Below are 16,232 nucleotides of genomic sequence, written 5' to 3' on the forward strand. Positions count from 1 at the left end.
ATGCCGGGATTGACATACCGAAAGTCCATCGGAGCAACATTATCCACTGACAATGTCGCAAAGCTAAAAGAGATGGCAAAAAACAGTGGACAGCCCCAAACCAGAATTTTGGACCAGGCGGTAGACGCACTATATCAGAAGGAGATTGAAACCATGGAAAATGCTCCAAAGCACAAGGGAATCGCCATAAGTATTGCCAACAATAAAGGTGGCGTCGGTAAAACTACCTCAGCAGCTGCTTTCGCTGACCTCCTTTCCAAAAGAGGAAAAAAAGTCCTGCTAATTGATGCAGACCCCCAGGGAAATCTCTCCGGCCGTTTCGGCTTCAGCACCAGCGACCCTCAACCAAATTACCTGGGTGCATTGATTGAAGACCGTATGGGCAACGATGAGCATCATCCTTTAGAAAACTATATCCAGCACCTTGACGAGTTTCCCCGTATTGATATCATCATCAGTGACCTGCGGCTGGATGGTACCTACAACCAGCTCAGCTCCGACAGCATCAACTCCGCCATCATGTTCAAAGGCATCATCCATGAGGCCAGAGCCATGGACAAGTATGACTATATAATCATTGATGCCCGGCCCGCTCTCAATAATGAAGTTGGCTCTGCCTTCATTGGCTCTGACTATGTAGTCATCCCCATCGAGGCAGCATACGATTCTGTCATCGGTGCAAACTCCATGGTTGCCTTCATGACTAAATCCCGGGCACTGAACGAAAATCTGAAGCTGCTGGGTGTATTCTTCAATAAGGTCGTAGACCGCACTACATCGTTCCATGAATTGCTCCCCATGGTCAAGGGCCATTGGGATTCAGCTTTATTTGAGACCAAAGTTCCCAGAGCTCAGGACGTTGTAAACGCAGAAAATGCCGGAATGCCTGTTACCTTTAAATATCCCAGCTGCAAGGCATCCAAGGCCTATTCCAAACTTATTGATGAGGTGGTGAAACGTCTTGAGGAAAATTGATTTTCATCCAACAGATGCCAAACCTGAAGATATAAAAGAGCAGATTGGCATCAGCAAAAAGTTCGAAAATGCGGAACTGAAGGCCAAACTCCAGCAGCTTATTGATACTCCCCCTTCTAAAGAGCAGATACCAGAAGCCACGGAAGAAAGCAGTGTAGATATTTCCGACACGTTGGAAAGGATAGCTGGTACCTCGGGAGCCTACGCTAAAATTGAGCGTAGCAAGCTGGTTCCTACCCCTGATGACTGGAATCAATTTACCGAAATCTCTGAGGACAAAAAAATCCTGATGGCAGAAAGTATTTACTACAATGGCCTTTTGCAGCCTATCGTTGTACGTTCCATCAGTGAGGATAACAGCCAGTTCCAGATTCTCGCAGGCAATACCCGCAACTCGCTCTATGGTATGCTCTACGAAATAACCAATGATGAGAAGTACCTCTCCATTGAGGCAAAGATATACTGGTATGGCGAGCTTACCGATAATCAGGCCCGTGAAATCGTAACCGACACCAACTATGTCCAGAGAGCCAACTTGTCTGCCCGCGACCGTGCCTTCTGCATCCATAACAAGATAGAAATGCTAAAGGGCCGGAGAGAGTCCGACATCATGAACAAGGTCGCCGAACAAATGAACATCAAACGTTCCACGGTCTTCTATTGGGACAAAATAGCCAAGCTCATCCCCGAGTTCTTCGACATGTTCCAGAATGATGAAATATCACTGAAGGCCTCCAGTCGTCTGGCTTCCTTCCCTCAGAATATTCAGCGTGAGCTTTATGAAATGCGTGACCTTCTTACTGACGAGGTAATTATGAAGGTTCCCGCAAAGACGGTACACAATGAGATTATCGCCAAGTTTCACGAGGTTATTGATGCCCTCAGTGCTCCTGCTCCCTCCTACTCTCTGGAAGCAATGTGGGAAGAGGATGGCCATCTGATGTTCAAGACAAAAGAAAAACCGCCTGAAGATTGTGAACCTGTCTTGTTATATCTCCCCAAAAACAAACTTAAAACATTTCTGAAGAATTACGAGGACTTCATCCTCAAAAACTTCTCCTAAACTCCTATCTCAAAGGTACCTAATTGGGTTGCACAACTTTTTTAGGTACCTTTATCGTCAAATTACAACAAATCTAGGTACCTTTCAACACTTCCGCCCTGTGTATAACTCTGTGGATAAAATGTGGATAAATTATTCATCTCAACAAATGTTGGTACCTTTCTTCAACCAATCCAGGTACCTTTACCATTTTCTTTCAACCAATCTTGGTACCTTTACCAGTCTGCTTTTCATTCCCGGAAAACCTTAAAACCCGCTAATTACGCGGTTTCTGGCACTTGAAGCATTACAAATACCTCTCCACGTTTTGCCATTTCAACCAAACTAGGTACCTTTCAAACATCATAAAAGTACCCAAAAACGGCTAATTCACGCCATTCACAGCTATTTTCGCGTTTCAACGAATCTGGGTACCTTTCAACGAATCTGGGTACCTTTCAACGAATCCTGGTACCTTTCGGTTTTGCATTATCCCTCTTAATCGCAGAAAACCCCAGTAATGACGCGGCCTTCCACCACTTCAACCAAATCTGGTACCTTTGCCCCCTATATATTATATTTTTTATTAAATATATAATACGCACACGCGAGGAAAGGTACCCAGATTTGTTGCGTTCATACCTTGAAAGTTTTACTCCCCTTCGCCTATAATAAACCTAAAGATTGACCATTATGGAGTAATGAGCATGCAAACACACTTAGAAAGCCCTGTCTTTCTTCAAGTCATAGGTAACAATTACGCCAAATTGGCAGAGAGATTTGCTTCTGCTCCTTATGAGCTTACATCCACACAGCTCAAAGCATGGATTGTTTTTGTTGCTACTCTCGACCCCGACAACGACGATGGTTCTAATATTTATCGCCTCAATGCTTTTGATATTGCAGATAAGCTGGGTATCGATAAAAGAAAAGCACGTGGTACAATCGTTGCAGATATTTTTGCTGACCTTTCTACGAAAGGTATTCGCAAAAAGAGTGCAGCTGACTCTCGTGGTGAAAAGAATGTCTTTACAGCAAATTTCGTATCCGGCGTTGCATACGACAGAAATACGCACATCCTCCAACTGGAGATTCCGCAGATGATGCGTCCCTATTTATTTGCTCTAAAGGAAGGAGCATATCTGTCTCTGGATTCAAAAGACATTGTAGCCCTTGATACCGTCCCTGCTATTCGCATCTACATCTATCTTAAAAATTTAGACCGTCAAGGCATAAACGAGGTATCCTTGGAAGAGTTTCGCCAGGGGATTGGTGCTACGTCTTCTTACTATGATTCTTTCAAACAGTTCAAGGCTAAAGTCATTAAACCTGCTGTAAAGGAAATCCATAAACACACGGACTATAAAGACTTCTTCATAGAGGATAATGGCAGGCCGGGAGTAAAGGCCACCAGAATTAGCTTTGGTTTCTACGCAAATCTCAGCAATGACGATTTGCTACAGTCCATGAGTCCTGCTCAAGCAACTATCTGCAAGAAGTTTTCTACCGCTGTTCAAATGGTCATGATACTGGCTCTTGAGCACGGCTTTGACCCCTCTTATATTGATAAAAAATTGGATGGCGTTCCAGATGATTGCATCATTGCAAATTTTCACTATGTAATGTATGAAATCATTGCTAAAGATAAGAAAAAAGGCAAGGATAAGGGCAAGGATATTTACGGTAAGTATTTCCTCAAGGCAGTGACAGAACATTGGGCCGAACAAAATGACAAGTTTGATGAAATGCTCGGCAGGGAGAAAGCTCGCAAACAGAACGTTGAAGCAAGGAAACAAGTAGCTCAAGCTCAGGAGCAGGATGAGGTTACTAACTCTGCTCTTTATTACAACCAAAAGGCCAAAGAGTATCTGGAGAATATCTCCAAGGAACCTTTTGGGTTGAGCAGCTTTATAAGCAAGAATGCGTTACAGCTTAATGCAATGGCTGGTAAAAAAGAGTTTAATATTCAGCATGCATTGACCGGCAAGAAGAATTATAGGGAATATAAGATTTTGGTGAACTTTATAACGGCGAAAATGACACTGAAAGAGATTGATATTCCATCTCAAGGAGAATTATTTTAAAAAGCCTAATGCAGGTTGAAGAATATAAGTGACCCAATTGAAGTGATAAACTAAAGTTGTAACACCAGTGACTAATAAAATATAATATCCTTGGAGGTTTTATTATGCCACAACATTACGACGAAACATTTAAAAAGCAGATTGTCCGCCTTCGGCTTGAAGAAGGCCGATCTATAAGAAGCATCATTGAAGAGTATGGAATGTCAAAAGCCAGCATTATCAACTGGTGCAACGAATTTCGCGAAGAATGCCAGAACAATCCTGAAAGCCAGAATGAATACGACTCCATGAAAGAAATACGTAAGCTCAGAAAGGAAATGGAAGAACTTAGAAAGGAGAATCTTTTCCTAAAAAAAGCAGCGGCATTCTTTGCAAAGGAAATCGATTAGAGGCTTATCGGTTCATCCAAGAACATCATCATGAATTTGGCGTGCGCTGGTTGTTGCGTAAATTCAACATTTGCCCCAATGCCTACTACAACTTCCTGAAAAACAGGAAGTCTGCTTATCGTGCCCAGAAACAGCGTGTGCTCAAGGAAATCACCACGATATACCACGAGCATAACGGTGTGGATGGTTACCGCAGCATGCAGATTTTCTTGAAACGGAAGCATGTTCATCTTAGTGCCCTTATTGTTCATCAGTACATGAATAAGGAGCTGAATCTTCATGCCATTGTTCGAAGGAAGAAGCCGAATTACCAGAAAGGCACAGTACACAAGGTTTTTGATAATCTGTTGAACCAGGATTTCCAGGCAGAACAGATTAACCAGAAATGGGCTACTGACTTTACATATCTTTTCCTGAAGGATGGCAGCGTACGGTATAATTGCTCCGTAATCGATCTGCATGACCGCAGCGTGGTATCCAGCATTACGGACAGGAACATTACCACCGACCTGGCTATCCGTACAGTAAAGAAGGCACTGGAAGCCCAGACATCCATAAGTAAAAATCTGATTCTGCATTCGGACCAGGGATCTCAGTTCACTTCAAAGGAATTTACCGAATTCTGTGAATCGGCAGGTATTACCCAAAGTATGAGCAAGGCTGGCTATCCATATGATAATGCTCCGATGGAGCGCTACTTCAATACGCTAAAGAATGAATGGATTTACCTGCATGACTATCTGGCAGAGGACGATCTTTATGCATCTGTTGAAGAGTTCGCTTATGTCTGGTATAACCATGTGCGGCCACATTCATATAATGGTTACAAGACTCCGTTCGAAGCCAGGACAGGAATCAGCAATTATTAAGACACAAGTGTTACAAAAATGCTTGACCACTACAATTGGGCTAACAGACGGATATGACATGCCTGACGATGAAAAGAAAAAAGCTCTGTACAGCAAAGTACAAGAGCTTGTCCTTCAATTTCAAGAATCCAAAGGATCTATAATCTGCCGGGAGCTGTTGGGGTTAGAACAGAAGCATGACCAGCCCATACCATCTAAGCGTACAAAGGAAAATTATGCTGAGCGCCCCTGCGCAGATTTTTGCGCAACAGCAGCTGCGCTTTTTGAAAAGAATTATCTACAATCCAAGCAATAAGACAGATATTCCTCATCATCCATTTGAGATGAAGTTATCGCCCGTTCTATGGCTTTGGCCATTACTTCTGCCGCCAGTGTTCCTGCCATATTGACGTCAGCCGTTACCTGCTCGCCGCAGGAGGAGGCATAAACCGTATCCCCATCTGTCAGCGTCCCCACGGGATTGATGCATCTGGCATAGGCATTGCCAGCCTGCTGGGCGATACGGGTGAGCTGCGCCTTTTCAAACCTGCCATTGGTGATGATTGCACCAATGGTGGTGTTGGTGCGGGATGGCAAATCTTTTGGGGCAGCAATCTTGTAAAACGCCCTGGTGCTATCTATGTATTCCGTGCGGGATTCATTCATGAGCCCGGCAATCTTCCGTCCCTCCGCATAGACATCCCCCATAGCATTTACCACTACAACGGCTCCTATCTTCAAATCCCCTATCTGCATGGCATAATAGCCAATCCCGCTTTTCTGTGATTGCTTCATGCCGCACATTTTCCCCACGGTGGCTCCCGTACCTGCACCAATCGAGCCGCTTTGGGGATTATTCTTTTTTAGGGCATTAAGACATGCCTCATAACCCATGGCTTTATCCGGACGAACAGTTGCGCTCCCATAGGAAAGGTCATAGATGCAGCTTTGCACCACCAAAGGCACTAAGGCAAAACCTGTGTCTAAGCCAATGCCATTTTCCTCCAAGCAGGCCATTACGCCATCTGCTGCCGCCAAGCCGTAGGCGCTCCCACCACTAAGGACGATAGCATGTATGCCAATGTCCTCTCTGGTGGGTTCAAGGACAGGAGTCTCCCGGGAGGCAGGGCCGCCGCTGCTGATATCAATGCCAGTTTTTGCCCCTTTGGGAAAGCAAAGCACAGTAACACCCGTCTTGCCCTCATTGTTCTGGGCATTTCCCACGCAGGCCCCGTCTATAGACCCCAAAGGGATTTTCTTGGCCTGAATTTCCATCCCATGCACCTCCCCGCCAGCTGATATCATCGCTATTGAACACAGCAGCAGGGCTGCATTTTTCATAAGCTTCTTCAAGTACATAAAGGAAATCTCCCTGTTCTTATGGCACCAGTCAGCAAGTTGCTGCTGCGGTAAATCCTTCTTCCCGATGAGCGTATGGAATCTGTCGGGCAGACCAGAACGCAAAGATGACAGCCCACACATCTTTTATGTTTCATGGACAAGTTTAGCGCATCACCCCACCAACCCATTCAAAATCAAAAGACCAATAAGACCGATTGCCCAAGCTATCGTACTCGATACTGAATACAGACGAAGTTGCTCGCTACCTTCTGTGATGCCTATGGAGCGATTCACCACCCAGAAAAAACTGTCGTTGAAATAAGAATAAAAGAGCGAGCCTACACATGCCCCCAGTGCGGCAAAGAGGGGATTAACCGACATATTCGCAATTATAGGTGCCGTTATCGAAGCCGCCGTTATCATAGCAACGGTGCCACTACCCTGAATGAAACGCACCACGGTAGAAATTACGAAGGGCAAAAGAACGGCAGGTATGTTCCACAAAATCATACTTTCCGCGATGACTTGACCCACGCCGCAGTCGCGAATCAACATGCCCAAGGCACCGCCGCTCCCCGTTATGAGCATGATTATCCCCGCGGACTTCATACCGTTTTCCATCTTGGCCAAAACCTGTTTACGGTCAAGACTGCCCGCCAATCCGTGTAGGGCTATAAGAAAGCCGATGCCAACCGCGATGACCGGCGAGCCCAAAAACGCGATGAAAGCGAAAGCGCCCTCCTTCATACCCATAGTCGCAGTGACATTGCCAAGCAAGATAAGAATTATTGGCGCGACTATCGGCGCAAAAGAAATAAAAGAGTTCGGCAGATTGGCCTCTTCATACACATCGTTTCTCAAATTGGAAACGTAGTTGCTGTCCCGTGTCCAGCCACCGTCGTCCTTGGGGATTTGCCAAATTTTCTCGCCGATGTATTTAGCAAAGACGAGCGAGCCAAACATCATCGGCACTGACAGGACAAGCCCCCAGAGAATGAGAGAGCCGACATCGATTCCAAAAATTCCGGCCACCCCGACGGGACCGGGTGTCGGCGGGACAAGAGAGTGCGTAATAACAAGCCCTGTTGCCAACGCCAGGCCGATAGAAACGATGGACTTGCGGCTGGTGGCGGAAATTGCTTTGGCAAGGGGAGTAAGAATGATAAAGGCAGAGTCGCAAAATATTGGAATAGACACAAGAAAACCGGTGATTGCCATAGCTAGTTCCTCGTGGCCTTTGCCGAAAAGTTTCAAGAAGCAAAGTGCCATTCGCTTGGCCGCTCCCGAAACTTCAAAAAGACGCCCCATCATCACGCCGAAGCCGATGATGATGCCGATACTGCCCAGTGTGATGCCGAACCCCTTGGTTATGCTGCCGACTATCTTGTCGTACTCGATTCCACCCACCAAGCCGACAATAATCGTGGCAAGGATAAGGGCAAGAAACGTATGAATTTTTGTCTTTATAATCATCCAAATGAGAACAATTATACCGACGGCAAGACCTACAAGAACTTGTTGCTCTTGCGACATGTTTTACCACTCCTGTTACGATATAAAAAATAAGCGCTTTTTCCCAGCCACTTTACTCTGCAACCCCCAAAAAAATTCCTGCGATTTTCATTCTCCTGTCTTCTTCACATTATCTCCATAGATGGTTCTCCAATCATCTCTCATGGAAATCGGTATCCATCCGTTCTGCTCACAATTTTTCAGCATTTTCTCTGCCGAAAAAGGCTTGCCAAATTCCCTTTCGGTATCATCGGCAAGCAGGGAGAATACCATGGTTTTATATTTTGTATTTGCAGTTGTATAGTTGTACATACTGAAATCTCCGCTTGAATTGCCGAAGGCTAACACGGGATGTTTGCCTATTTCCTTGGCCATGGCAGAAACCTTGTTCATGTTGATGTTCTTTACCTCGAACTCACCGCGCACAACCTTGCCATCCGAAGGGAAGACATATTCCATGCCATCCTTTCCCTGTTGATTTTCCTCCACATACCGATAATCCGTTCCGATTATGTTGTCACTGTCCACTGGCAAAATCTCTACCATGACACGAGTGTACTGACGATCTGCCCCCGATACCAGGAATATCTTGAAGTCATTGGCTCTGAGGTAGGACAGTACCTCCACCATTGGAAGGTAGTATGCCTCGCCGATTTTCAGGTTTTGGAAACCCTCTACGCTTTTTTGCATATATTTCTCGATATAAGTCTCATATTCCTCCGGTGTCATGCCTGCAAAAACAGAAGCATGGGATTCGCATGTCTTTATCCGGGTATCGTTGGTGACCTTATGGGCATAGATGTCCATTTCCACATCCTTGGCGTTTTGAGCATCACGAGCAGAAGCAGTGTAGCTTGAGTCGTATAATGCCCTGTCCACCATCATCAAAAAATCGAAGCAAAATGGTGCCGTTTCGCAAACCAGTGTGCCGTCCACATCAAATACAGCAATACGATCACGCACCGGGATAAAGTCTTTGTCCTTGGGATTCGTTACCTTCTGTACATAATCACGGAGTTGGGCAAGCACTGCCGACCCCTTCTGCCAATACTTGAAATTGCTCCCCTTCTGATTCACGGAAATTTGCGCGATTTCCGTGCGAGAGGCCGCTTCGGAGCACGGCATCCATCCTATGCTTCCAATCATAAAACTTGCCACAAGTGTAGCGATAATTTTATTGGTCCGATACATGTTCAATCCCCCATTCCGTGCTACTAGACAATTGACCTACAGCAAGCACTCCTAAAGCTTGTTTTGAGATAAGTATTGTTGTATTTCTTCTATCAGTTTATCGCCATCATAAGATTTGAAAACTTTGAACATACAACCGCTTATCATCGGATTCAGGTCAAGTCCTAATTCAACTGAACGTGTATCTGTTTTGAAACCATAGCACCGCTTACCGATACCGTAAGCAATACCAAGCTCAACACAAGCTCCCTCATCAGGTACCCGACCGTCCAAATTCATAAAGATAATATCTGCTTTTCTTACTTCTCCAGCATCTAATCCAAAAATCATCTTTACAAGTTCTTCTTCCGTCTTTCCCTGTAATAATGCAGCTTCTATTCCATCTCGTTGAGGCAAAAATACCTGATATCCATTATGTTCGAGCACTTTTGTTATCTTTAGATTGAAATCCTTTTCGGCTTGATTAAACAGCGGACCAGCTAAATAAACTTTTTTCCCAACTCCTATATGTTCTATCATTTTTGTTTTTAAGGTATCTTCAGAAGAATTATCACTAAACTTTTCATTTCCATTTGCATAAACATCAACTGATAACAGCATAACCATACATAGTATTATAGTTCTTATCAATGGAAGCCTTCTGCTGGTTCTAAACATCTTCTTTCCTCCTGGCTCTTGAACACGAAGGGGATGTGATAGCGCAGCCCCTCTTTTTACTATATTCCCCCTTACAGCAATTTCTGAATTGGGAAGGTGAAATATGTATTAGGATACGGCTCATTCTTCAAGGTAAAATGCCACCATTCCGTGGACAATGTCCCCATGTCCACATCCTTGCCCGTCTGCATATCAAACAGGGTCAGGTCTACCGTAGAGCCACGGCTATGGCCTGACTTGGCATCAATATAGTCATCGGCAAAGAGATAGCGCGGCCATGGCCAAGATTTTCTTTTGTCTTTGCAGGCTGCAAAATAATTTTTTTGATAACATTATATAACATCCCCAAAACCTTTCTGCTGCAAGATTTCTTTTACTTTTACACTGGCTCCAGAAAAAACTATGTGACGGCTGCAGTTTTCCTGCATCTCAAGCAGCAAGCGAATTCCTGCCGATGATATATACTCCAGCTGTGCACAATCTATCCTTACCCCTTCAATACTTCCGTCAGCATTAGCTTCCTCCCAGGCCAGCAGAAGTCTCGGTGCTGAGATGGTGTCAAGCCTGCCATGCAGAGCTAGGTGAAGTATTCCCTTTTTCACTGTATATTGCAGTTCAAAGGGCTGCTCCTCCCGGGGCCTGTCAGTTTGTATTTCCTTTGCCTCATCAAGGGTAATGACCCAGTAATGGCAATGATGCATAGCTTCCTTAAAGCGCACAATCTGCTCTGGAGCAAACTGTTTATAAACGCTTAATTCCGGCATATGTTCCCCTAGATTAACCTTTTCGACTTTCAGGCTATGCTTTGCTAAAAGCGTTTCAGCTCTTGCTTGCGAATTTTGTATATCTGTCGGCTCTATGATAAAGGCGTTGCCTAAAGCAGCCACTGCTGACTGCCCTTGGGCCTCGTCCTTGGTCGCCATGAGCTTGGCAAGGGATTCTTCGCCGAAAACAGCACGGAATGTACCGCAAAACTGTAGCGCATATTCAGGGTCCGGGGTTATCCAACAGCCGCCATGTTCTCTTAGCAGGCATTGTATATTGGCGATGACGTTATCAACCTCATCATCACTGAAATACATCATCATGCCCTCGGTTGAGATACATAAAGGCCCGACACAGCCCTGCAAGGCTTTTTTCAATGAGGTGTAGTTTGTAGCATCTACTCCGTGAAAGGACACATTTTCTGCACTACCAGCCAGCTGACGGATAATCGGTCCTGCTTCCCCTACAACGATAGGCAAGTCCAGACCAACAAAGTTTCGATTGTGTTCCGCCATATAAATTGCCTTTGGCGTATAGCCACATGGCAAGTCTACACATGTCTGATACCCGGAAGCCTCTATCAAGCGGCACATGGTACGATACTTGGCCTCAACTACCAGCGCGTTGCCCAGGATAGTTTCAGCATCCGTCATATTTTGCAGTGGTGCATTGTTTTCCAAAGCCAATGCATGGACAATCTTATCCGCCTCTGGTATTCCCGCTTGCACCATCAAGCACACCGCTGTCTTAGCTGTAAGGTAAACCGGATTGACTCGTGCCTCTATACTCCTTACTGACATTTATCATCTTCCTTATTCATTTCTGCCCTCTACCAAAAAATCCATAACATTCTCACGAAACAGCTTATAGTACGGGCGCTCCATAAGCATGGCATGAGCTGCCCCGGGGATAATCTCCAGCCGCGAATCTTTATTTGGCAAGGTCTTATAAGCTTCTGCACACATTTCTGGAGTTACATAAGGATCATTGGTACCTGCGATAATAAGCACGGGAGCTTTTATCTCTGCGGTGGGTATCAGCCGTTTTTTGCTGCTCACCAATAAATCACGCCGACCTCCGTTGGGGCTGGTATCCTTGTCATAGTGCCAGGCATTGGCAAGGTAGGTGTCTGCCACAGCTTTCTCGGTGATATTGAAGTCTATACTGCCATCTGCTGTCTTTTGAAAATCATCTGCCGCATGTTCCCAGGTATTCTTATGGAAGGGTTCCTTTACCCGCACATCACCAAGGCCAGCCACGATAGGCGCATAGAGGACAAGCCTATGGACCAATTCCGGGTATTTTGCCGCAAAGCGTCCGCTGGTCACGGTTCCCCAGCTCCACCCCAGAATATCCATGGAAGGAAGATTATGCCTTGCCAGAATGCAACGAACTGCTGCTGCTATGTCTTCGGCTGCATAATCGGAATCTGGCAGGAACCCATTCCTGACCTCTCCTGACCTGCCAAATCCTGCTATATCCAGGAGCCATACCTCAAAGCCATGACGGGCCAAATAGCGTGTCAGGCTGTAATCCCCATAGTCAACATCAAACTCATGGGAGGAGTAGGTTACGCCATGCACAAACAGGATGGGCTTTTTCTCCTGCCCGTCCTGCTCTGCATAACGCTCCAAATGCAGCTGTATACCGTTCCGTTCCAGAGGAATATTCTCCTGTAATATTTCTCCCGCCCAGGCAGCGGATAAACACAAGAAATTCAACACCAAACAAATGATTGTAATCCGAACTGCTCTCACTATCTACCGCTCCCCTCTGATTTCTCACTTTTTCTACAGGCGAAGCAATATGCCCCGTCGAGCCAGCAGGCGGGCCGGAATCTACCAAAAGAGAATCCACATCATGGAAAAGAGCAGAATGCTGAAAGCTGTACTGCCACAATCCTTTACGGAGATTTCCCATAGCCAGGGATAAACCAACTCCCCATCAGGAGTTTTTAGGCTCCAAAGAAAACTCTGCACAAGTTCGGACAATATGTACATCAGCAGGGCATTGCGGCCAAAGTTCCGGCAGATGCAAAAGATGTTCTCCATGATATCCGGCACCAGCATAAAGCCCAGCTGCAAGAGCGCCAGCCCCCGAAACACATCAAGTGCAGGGAGTCTGTTTTCACTTTTCACCCTGCAATTTACCCTTTGTATCCTGCTCTGCGCTTCTGATATCATTTGTCATATCCTTGGCAAGATTGAGGTCATGGAACTTTTTGTCAGCATGGAGAATCATGGTGAACTTGTCCGTCTGGTCAAGATATGCCGTGGCACTCTTCAGGGAAAGCTCCAAAATATGCCCGCCCTTCTTTTTGTCATCCGAAAGGAAATGGAAATGCCAGCCCACGGAGTTAAGTTCCCCCATGTAGCTCGGGCAGTACAGCCCCACCAGAGTGCCCTTGATGTTCTGCTCGGTAAACTCCGTCTGCTTGCCTTTCAAAGCCTCCACCAGGGTGGGATATGGCTCCTGGCTGCCGTATTCGCTGCGGAACAGAATGGAGGAGAATTCTGCCGGGAATTTTACCATGTAGAAACTATTGGCTCCGTGCTGCTGAACGGCATCATTCAAAGCTTTCTCCAAAGCTGCCTTATCCTTGATATTCTCCAGCTTGACGGCAATATCCTTGTCAAAGAAGGTCACAGTGGCATAAGGGATGATGGTCTTGTCGGGGGCAACGATGACACGCCCGTCCCCCAAGGCCTGGTAGACCTTGCCATCCAGCACAATCATCTCGCCGTTGAGTCCCTCAAAAGTTCCGATTCCCGTATCGCCGAGCTTGCGAAGCTGCCCGGCAGTAACCGTGCCGCCAAAATATCCCTGTGCCAAGGATTGCAAGAGCGCCACCTGGGCAATGCTCTCACGATCAGCTTGAGCAGCATACGCAGGAGATGCACCGATTCCCGCGCCAATCGTCACCGCACTGGTAATAGCGGCCGCAATAAGTTTCTTTTTAATGTCAAATTTCATTTCTCTCATACTCCTCGAATAAGAATATTAAAATTTTTTCAATACTAACTTGCAAAGCAACAAAACGCTACCACTGTTCAAGTTTAGTAGGCGGTGTTCAGCAGATTTACTCCATCAATGGTCAAGTCAAAATATGGTGCCGAGCGGTATTCGGATTCATGGAAATAGCCATCTTTCACCGCTTCCCGTACATCTCCCTCACTGATAGCAGCTTCAAAGGCATTAAGCTGCGCTCCACTTACCGTAAATTTTCTTACATCAAATACATTTACTTTACCGTTGGACAACTTCTTTTGCGCTTTTGCCAAAGCCCTAGCCGTCCCCTTTGCTGCGACTCTTTCATTTATAGCGGATATTTCTACAGAGCCATCTGCCATATGCCCTGTCCAATCCCTTGCAATGGCTTTGCCATTTTTGACACTATCGATGATATAGGTAAAATATGGTTTCCAATTAATTTTTGAACTTACCAAAAATGTCTTGGGATATTCTTTTTCGAGACTTTCGTTATAAGCCACATTGGGGATATTGTTTGCTTCGCAGAAGGAAGGAACTCCCATAGAATCAGAGTGCTGGCCGAGCAGAACTGCTCCACCGGCTACAAGCTGTTCGGCTGCCTTTTTCTCTGCATCGTAATCATACCATGAACCGGTGAAGAGAACATCCATTGTCGCTGTTTTGCAGACGGAACGCACTCCCAAGAAAAAAGCGGTGTAACCCGAAATGACCTCAGGATAGGTGTATGCGCCTACGTAACCGATTTTTGCTTTATTGGGGGCGATTTTGCCTTCAGCAATCATTTCATTAAGCTTCATGCCAGCGGCAATCCCCGTCAAATACCGTCCTTCATAGATAGTTGCAAAGGCATTATGATAATTGGGCAGGTTGGCAGTATGTGATTTTACACCGGTAGCGGTAATAAAATAAACAGCAGGGAATTTTTTTGCTGCTTCTGCCATGTAGGAATCGTGACCGAAACTGTCAGCAAAAACAATTCTGCATCCTTCCTGCACTAATTCAGCAGCAATTTTCGTGCATTCTTCACTCTCAGGAACAGCTGTTTTGAAAACAAATTCTACACCTTGCTCACGACAAGCCTGCTCCGCAGCTCTCATGAAGTTGGCATCATATGTCGATGCCTCATCATGAAAGAAGATAAAACCAGCCTTAGGAATAGCGGCTTCCACGACATTTGCGATAGAAAACGAGGACATTGCCAGCATAAATGCGACGGCAAAGTACGCCCATAATGTAAACTTTTTTTTCATTTGAAAAACCTTCTTAAAAAATTTAGAAACAACTTCCTATCGAAGTCATGCCATCAATGGTCCGGACGGCTTTGCCGTTTTGGTAGGATAGGTCGGAAACCAGTACCCGCCGGATGTAATGCTTTTTGCTCTTATTGCCAGAGAAGGTGAAATAGCTGCTGGCAGAGTGAATCGCCAAGGGGGTGCCTTTTGCATCTTTGCCAAGATAGAGCATCACATGGCCAGGCTTGAAGAATAGTGCGCCTACAGGTGCCTCCGCTGCTTTTTGATAGCGAGCATCAGTGTTTAGCCCCTCTAGGGATACGGAGTGATTCATGGCCAGTTCCTGCTGGTCGGCATCGCGGGGAAGCAAGATGCCCATGGAACGGTAGACATCCTGCACAAAGGAGGAGCAGTCAACACTCTCCTCCATGCCGCCCTAACCGTAGACATCCTTCAATCTTGCAGGGATGTAAATGGCAATCTTGTTGCCGGTGGCGTTGCCTATATTACTCATGGTCATGCCGCCCCAAATGAAAGCCTTGTTGCCGCCAATGGTGCCGCTGCTTACCGTGACTGTATTGTTGTCGGTATTGCCTGTGCTATAGGCACGTCCCCCGAAGATATAAATGCCCGTTTCAAACTCACCATCATTAACCGTAACCCTGTTGTTCACGGCATCACTGCCTAAACTGCCAAGGACGGCAGAAATGTAGGTACGTCCCTGAAAACTTCCGCCGTTTACCGTAACATAGTTATCTGAGGCAGCGTAGTCCTCCCCCATGGCATTGGCAGCATAAATGCCAGTGGACTGCCAAGTGTCTGATTCATTAACGAAATTGCCATAATTGATGATAATGCCATTGCCTGTGGCACTGCCGTTGTTCCTCGTAAAGCCACCATAAAAGTAATTGGAATACCTGCCTGAACCAGACGAGGTATCCCCATTGACCCTGTAGGTCCCTCCGTTTATCGTCAAGGTACTGTTTGAGACTGTCCCCTCTTTGGTATAGGCATTAAAAAACCACTGATGGCCTCCATAATGACTGTAGTCTTTATTCAAAACCCACTTCACATCGGATACAGCCTCTGTATTATCGCCATCTCCAAAGCCATAATACGTCTGATCCTCTGCAGCAGCAAATCCAGGGACTGACAGCCAGCCTGACACCGCCAACCATGCCATTGTCTTTTTACGCATTTTCATT

Annotated in this window: 17 protein-coding genes; 5 read left to right on the plus strand and 12 right to left on the minus strand. The window is 45.9% G+C overall.

Annotated elements, in window-relative coordinates; all coding sequences use genetic code 11:
• Window positions 1-153 precede the first annotated feature (153 nt).
• From SELR_RS14435 to SELR_RS18680, 5 genes are all read left to right on the plus strand, one after another.
• The gene (locus SELR_RS14435; RefSeq protein ID WP_231848187.1) at window positions 154-975 is read left to right on the plus strand and encodes a ParA family protein; all 822 of its coding nucleotides are present in this window, start codon (window positions 154-156) and stop codon (window positions 973-975) included.
• Window positions 962-2,038, plus strand: a complete 1,077-nt coding sequence (locus SELR_RS14440; RefSeq protein WP_014430887.1) for a ParB/RepB/Spo0J family partition protein — start codon at window positions 962-964, stop codon at window positions 2,036-2,038. The genes SELR_RS14435 and SELR_RS14440 overlap by 14 nt, the downstream gene beginning before the upstream one ends.
• A 686-nt stretch (window positions 2,039-2,724) precedes the next feature.
• Window positions 2,725-4,101, plus strand: a complete 1,377-nt coding sequence (locus SELR_RS14445; RefSeq protein WP_014430888.1) for a replication initiation protein — start codon at window positions 2,725-2,727, stop codon at window positions 4,099-4,101.
• 104 nt (window positions 4,102-4,205) lie between these two features.
• Window positions 4,206-5,359, plus strand: a protein-coding gene (locus SELR_RS14455; RefSeq protein WP_102013498.1) for an IS3 family transposase whose coding sequence is annotated in 2 segments (ribosomal slippage) — window positions 4,206-4,443 and window positions 4,443-5,359 — 1,155 coding nt in all. Because the reading frame shifts where the segments join, the coding sequence is not laid out codon by codon here.
• The gene (locus SELR_RS18680; protein ID WP_269453580.1) at window positions 5,310-5,654 is read left to right on the plus strand and encodes a C-GCAxxG-C-C family protein; all 345 of its coding nucleotides are present in this window, start codon (window positions 5,310-5,312) and stop codon (window positions 5,652-5,654) included. The genes SELR_RS14455 and SELR_RS18680 overlap by 50 nt, the downstream gene beginning before the upstream one ends.
• On the opposite strand, the gene SELR_RS14465 is transcribed toward SELR_RS18680, so the two are convergent.
• The 12 genes from SELR_RS14465 to SELR_RS14515 all read right to left on the minus strand — a co-directional run bounded on the left by SELR_RS14465 (window position 5,633) and on the right by SELR_RS14515 (window position 16,225).
• Window positions 5,633-6,613 carry a P1 family peptidase gene (locus tag SELR_RS14465; protein ID WP_014430892.1) on the minus strand — a complete coding sequence of 327 codons (981 nt, stop codon included), beginning with the start codon at window positions 6,611-6,613 and terminating at the stop codon, window positions 5,633-5,635. The two genes, SELR_RS18680 and SELR_RS14465, sit on opposite strands and share 22 nt — an antisense overlap.
• A 74-nt stretch (window positions 6,614-6,687) precedes the next feature.
• On the minus strand, window positions 6,688-6,867 hold the full coding sequence (locus tag SELR_RS18465; RefSeq protein ID WP_331386705.1) for a 4Fe-4S binding protein: 180 nt from the start codon (window positions 6,865-6,867) through the stop codon (window positions 6,688-6,690).
• Complete coding sequence (locus SELR_RS14470; protein WP_014430893.1) at window positions 6,851-8,212, minus strand: GntP family permease; 1,362 nt, start codon at window positions 8,210-8,212, stop codon at window positions 6,851-6,853. The genes SELR_RS18465 and SELR_RS14470 overlap by 17 nt, the downstream gene beginning before the upstream one ends.
• Window positions 8,213-8,299: 87 nt before the next feature.
• Window positions 8,300-9,337 (minus strand): HAD family hydrolase, encoded by a 1,038-nt coding sequence (locus SELR_RS14475; protein ID WP_231848189.1) that lies wholly within the window; start codon window positions 9,335-9,337, stop codon window positions 8,300-8,302.
• Between the two features lie 96 nt (window positions 9,338-9,433).
• Window positions 9,434-10,039 (minus strand): nucleoside 2-deoxyribosyltransferase, encoded by a 606-nt coding sequence (locus tag SELR_RS14480; RefSeq protein ID WP_014430895.1) that lies wholly within the window; start codon window positions 10,037-10,039, stop codon window positions 9,434-9,436.
• 332 nt (window positions 10,040-10,371) lie between these two features.
• Complete coding sequence (locus SELR_RS19305; protein ID WP_014430897.1) at window positions 10,372-11,604, minus strand: STAS domain-containing protein; 1,233 nt, start codon at window positions 11,602-11,604, stop codon at window positions 10,372-10,374.
• Window positions 11,605-11,616: 12 nt separating this feature from the next.
• A complete protein-coding gene (locus SELR_RS14490) occupies window positions 11,617-12,561 on the minus strand; it encodes an alpha/beta fold hydrolase (RefSeq protein WP_014430898.1) in 945 nt (314 codons plus the stop codon).
• Between the two features lie 81 nt (window positions 12,562-12,642).
• Complete coding sequence (locus SELR_RS14495) at window positions 12,643-12,942, minus strand: hypothetical protein (protein ID WP_041914861.1); 300 nt, start codon at window positions 12,940-12,942, stop codon at window positions 12,643-12,645.
• Complete coding sequence (gene budA, locus SELR_RS14500) at window positions 12,932-13,777, minus strand: acetolactate decarboxylase (protein WP_014430900.1); 846 nt, start codon at window positions 13,775-13,777, stop codon at window positions 12,932-12,934. Before budA ends, SELR_RS14495 begins: the two co-directional genes overlap by 11 nt.
• 83 nt (window positions 13,778-13,860) lie before the next feature.
• Complete coding sequence (locus SELR_RS14505) at window positions 13,861-15,045, minus strand: BMP family ABC transporter substrate-binding protein (RefSeq protein ID WP_014430901.1); 1,185 nt, start codon at window positions 15,043-15,045, stop codon at window positions 13,861-13,863.
• 22 nt (window positions 15,046-15,067) lie between these two features.
• Complete coding sequence (locus SELR_RS14510) at window positions 15,068-15,457, minus strand: NlpC/P60 family protein (protein ID WP_014430902.1); 390 nt, start codon at window positions 15,455-15,457, stop codon at window positions 15,068-15,070.
• Between the two features lie 6 nt (window positions 15,458-15,463).
• Window positions 15,464-16,225, minus strand: coding sequence for a hypothetical protein (locus tag SELR_RS14515; protein ID WP_041914862.1), 762 nt, complete (start codon window positions 16,223-16,225; stop codon window positions 15,464-15,466).
• Window positions 16,226-16,232: the final 7 nt, after the last annotated feature.

It is taken from the genome of Selenomonas ruminantium subsp. lactilytica TAM6421, assembly GCF_000284095.1.
Classification (GTDB): domain Bacteria; phylum Bacillota; class Negativicutes; order Selenomonadales; family Selenomonadaceae; genus Selenomonas_A; species Selenomonas_A lactilytica.

Bases quoted from the DNA above. Each gene is read 5' to 3' on its own strand.
- SELR_RS18680 (WP_269453580.1), top strand. From the start codon at position 5,310: ATGGTTACAAGACTCCGTTCGAAGCCAGGACAGGAATCAGCAATTATT.
- SELR_RS14515 (WP_041914862.1), bottom strand. From the start codon at position 16,225: ATGCGTAAAAAGACAATGGCATGGTTGGCGGTGTCAGGCTGGCTGTCA.
- budA (WP_014430900.1), bottom strand. From the start codon at position 13,777: ATGAAATTTGACATTAAAAAGAAACTTATTGCGGCCGCTATTACCAGT.
- SELR_RS14505 (WP_014430901.1), bottom strand. From the start codon at position 15,045: ATGAAAAAAAAGTTTACATTATGGGCGTACTTTGCCGTCGCATTTATG.
- SELR_RS14470 (WP_014430893.1), bottom strand. From the start codon at position 8,212: ATGTCGCAAGAGCAACAAGTTCTTGTAGGTCTTGCCGTCGGTATAATT.
- SELR_RS18465 (WP_331386705.1), bottom strand. From the start codon at position 6,867: ATGGGTTGGTGGGGTGATGCGCTAAACTTGTCCATGAAACATAAAAGA.
- SELR_RS14480 (WP_014430895.1), bottom strand. From the start codon at position 10,039: ATGTTTAGAACCAGCAGAAGGCTTCCATTGATAAGAACTATAATACTA.
- SELR_RS14510 (WP_014430902.1), bottom strand. From the start codon at position 15,457: ATGGAGGAGAGTGTTGACTGCTCCTCCTTTGTGCAGGATGTCTACCGT.
- SELR_RS19305 (WP_014430897.1), bottom strand. From the start codon at position 11,604: ATGTCAGTAAGGAGTATAGAGGCACGAGTCAATCCGGTTTACCTTACA.
- SELR_RS14445 (WP_014430888.1), top strand. From the start codon at position 2,725: ATGCAAACACACTTAGAAAGCCCTGTCTTTCTTCAAGTCATAGGTAAC.
- SELR_RS14475 (WP_231848189.1), bottom strand. From the start codon at position 9,337: ATGATTGGAAGCATAGGATGGATGCCGTGCTCCGAAGCGGCCTCTCGC.
- SELR_RS14435 (WP_231848187.1), top strand. From the start codon at position 154: ATGGAAAATGCTCCAAAGCACAAGGGAATCGCCATAAGTATTGCCAAC.
- SELR_RS14465 (WP_014430892.1), bottom strand. From the start codon at position 6,613: ATGGAAATTCAGGCCAAGAAAATCCCTTTGGGGTCTATAGACGGGGCC.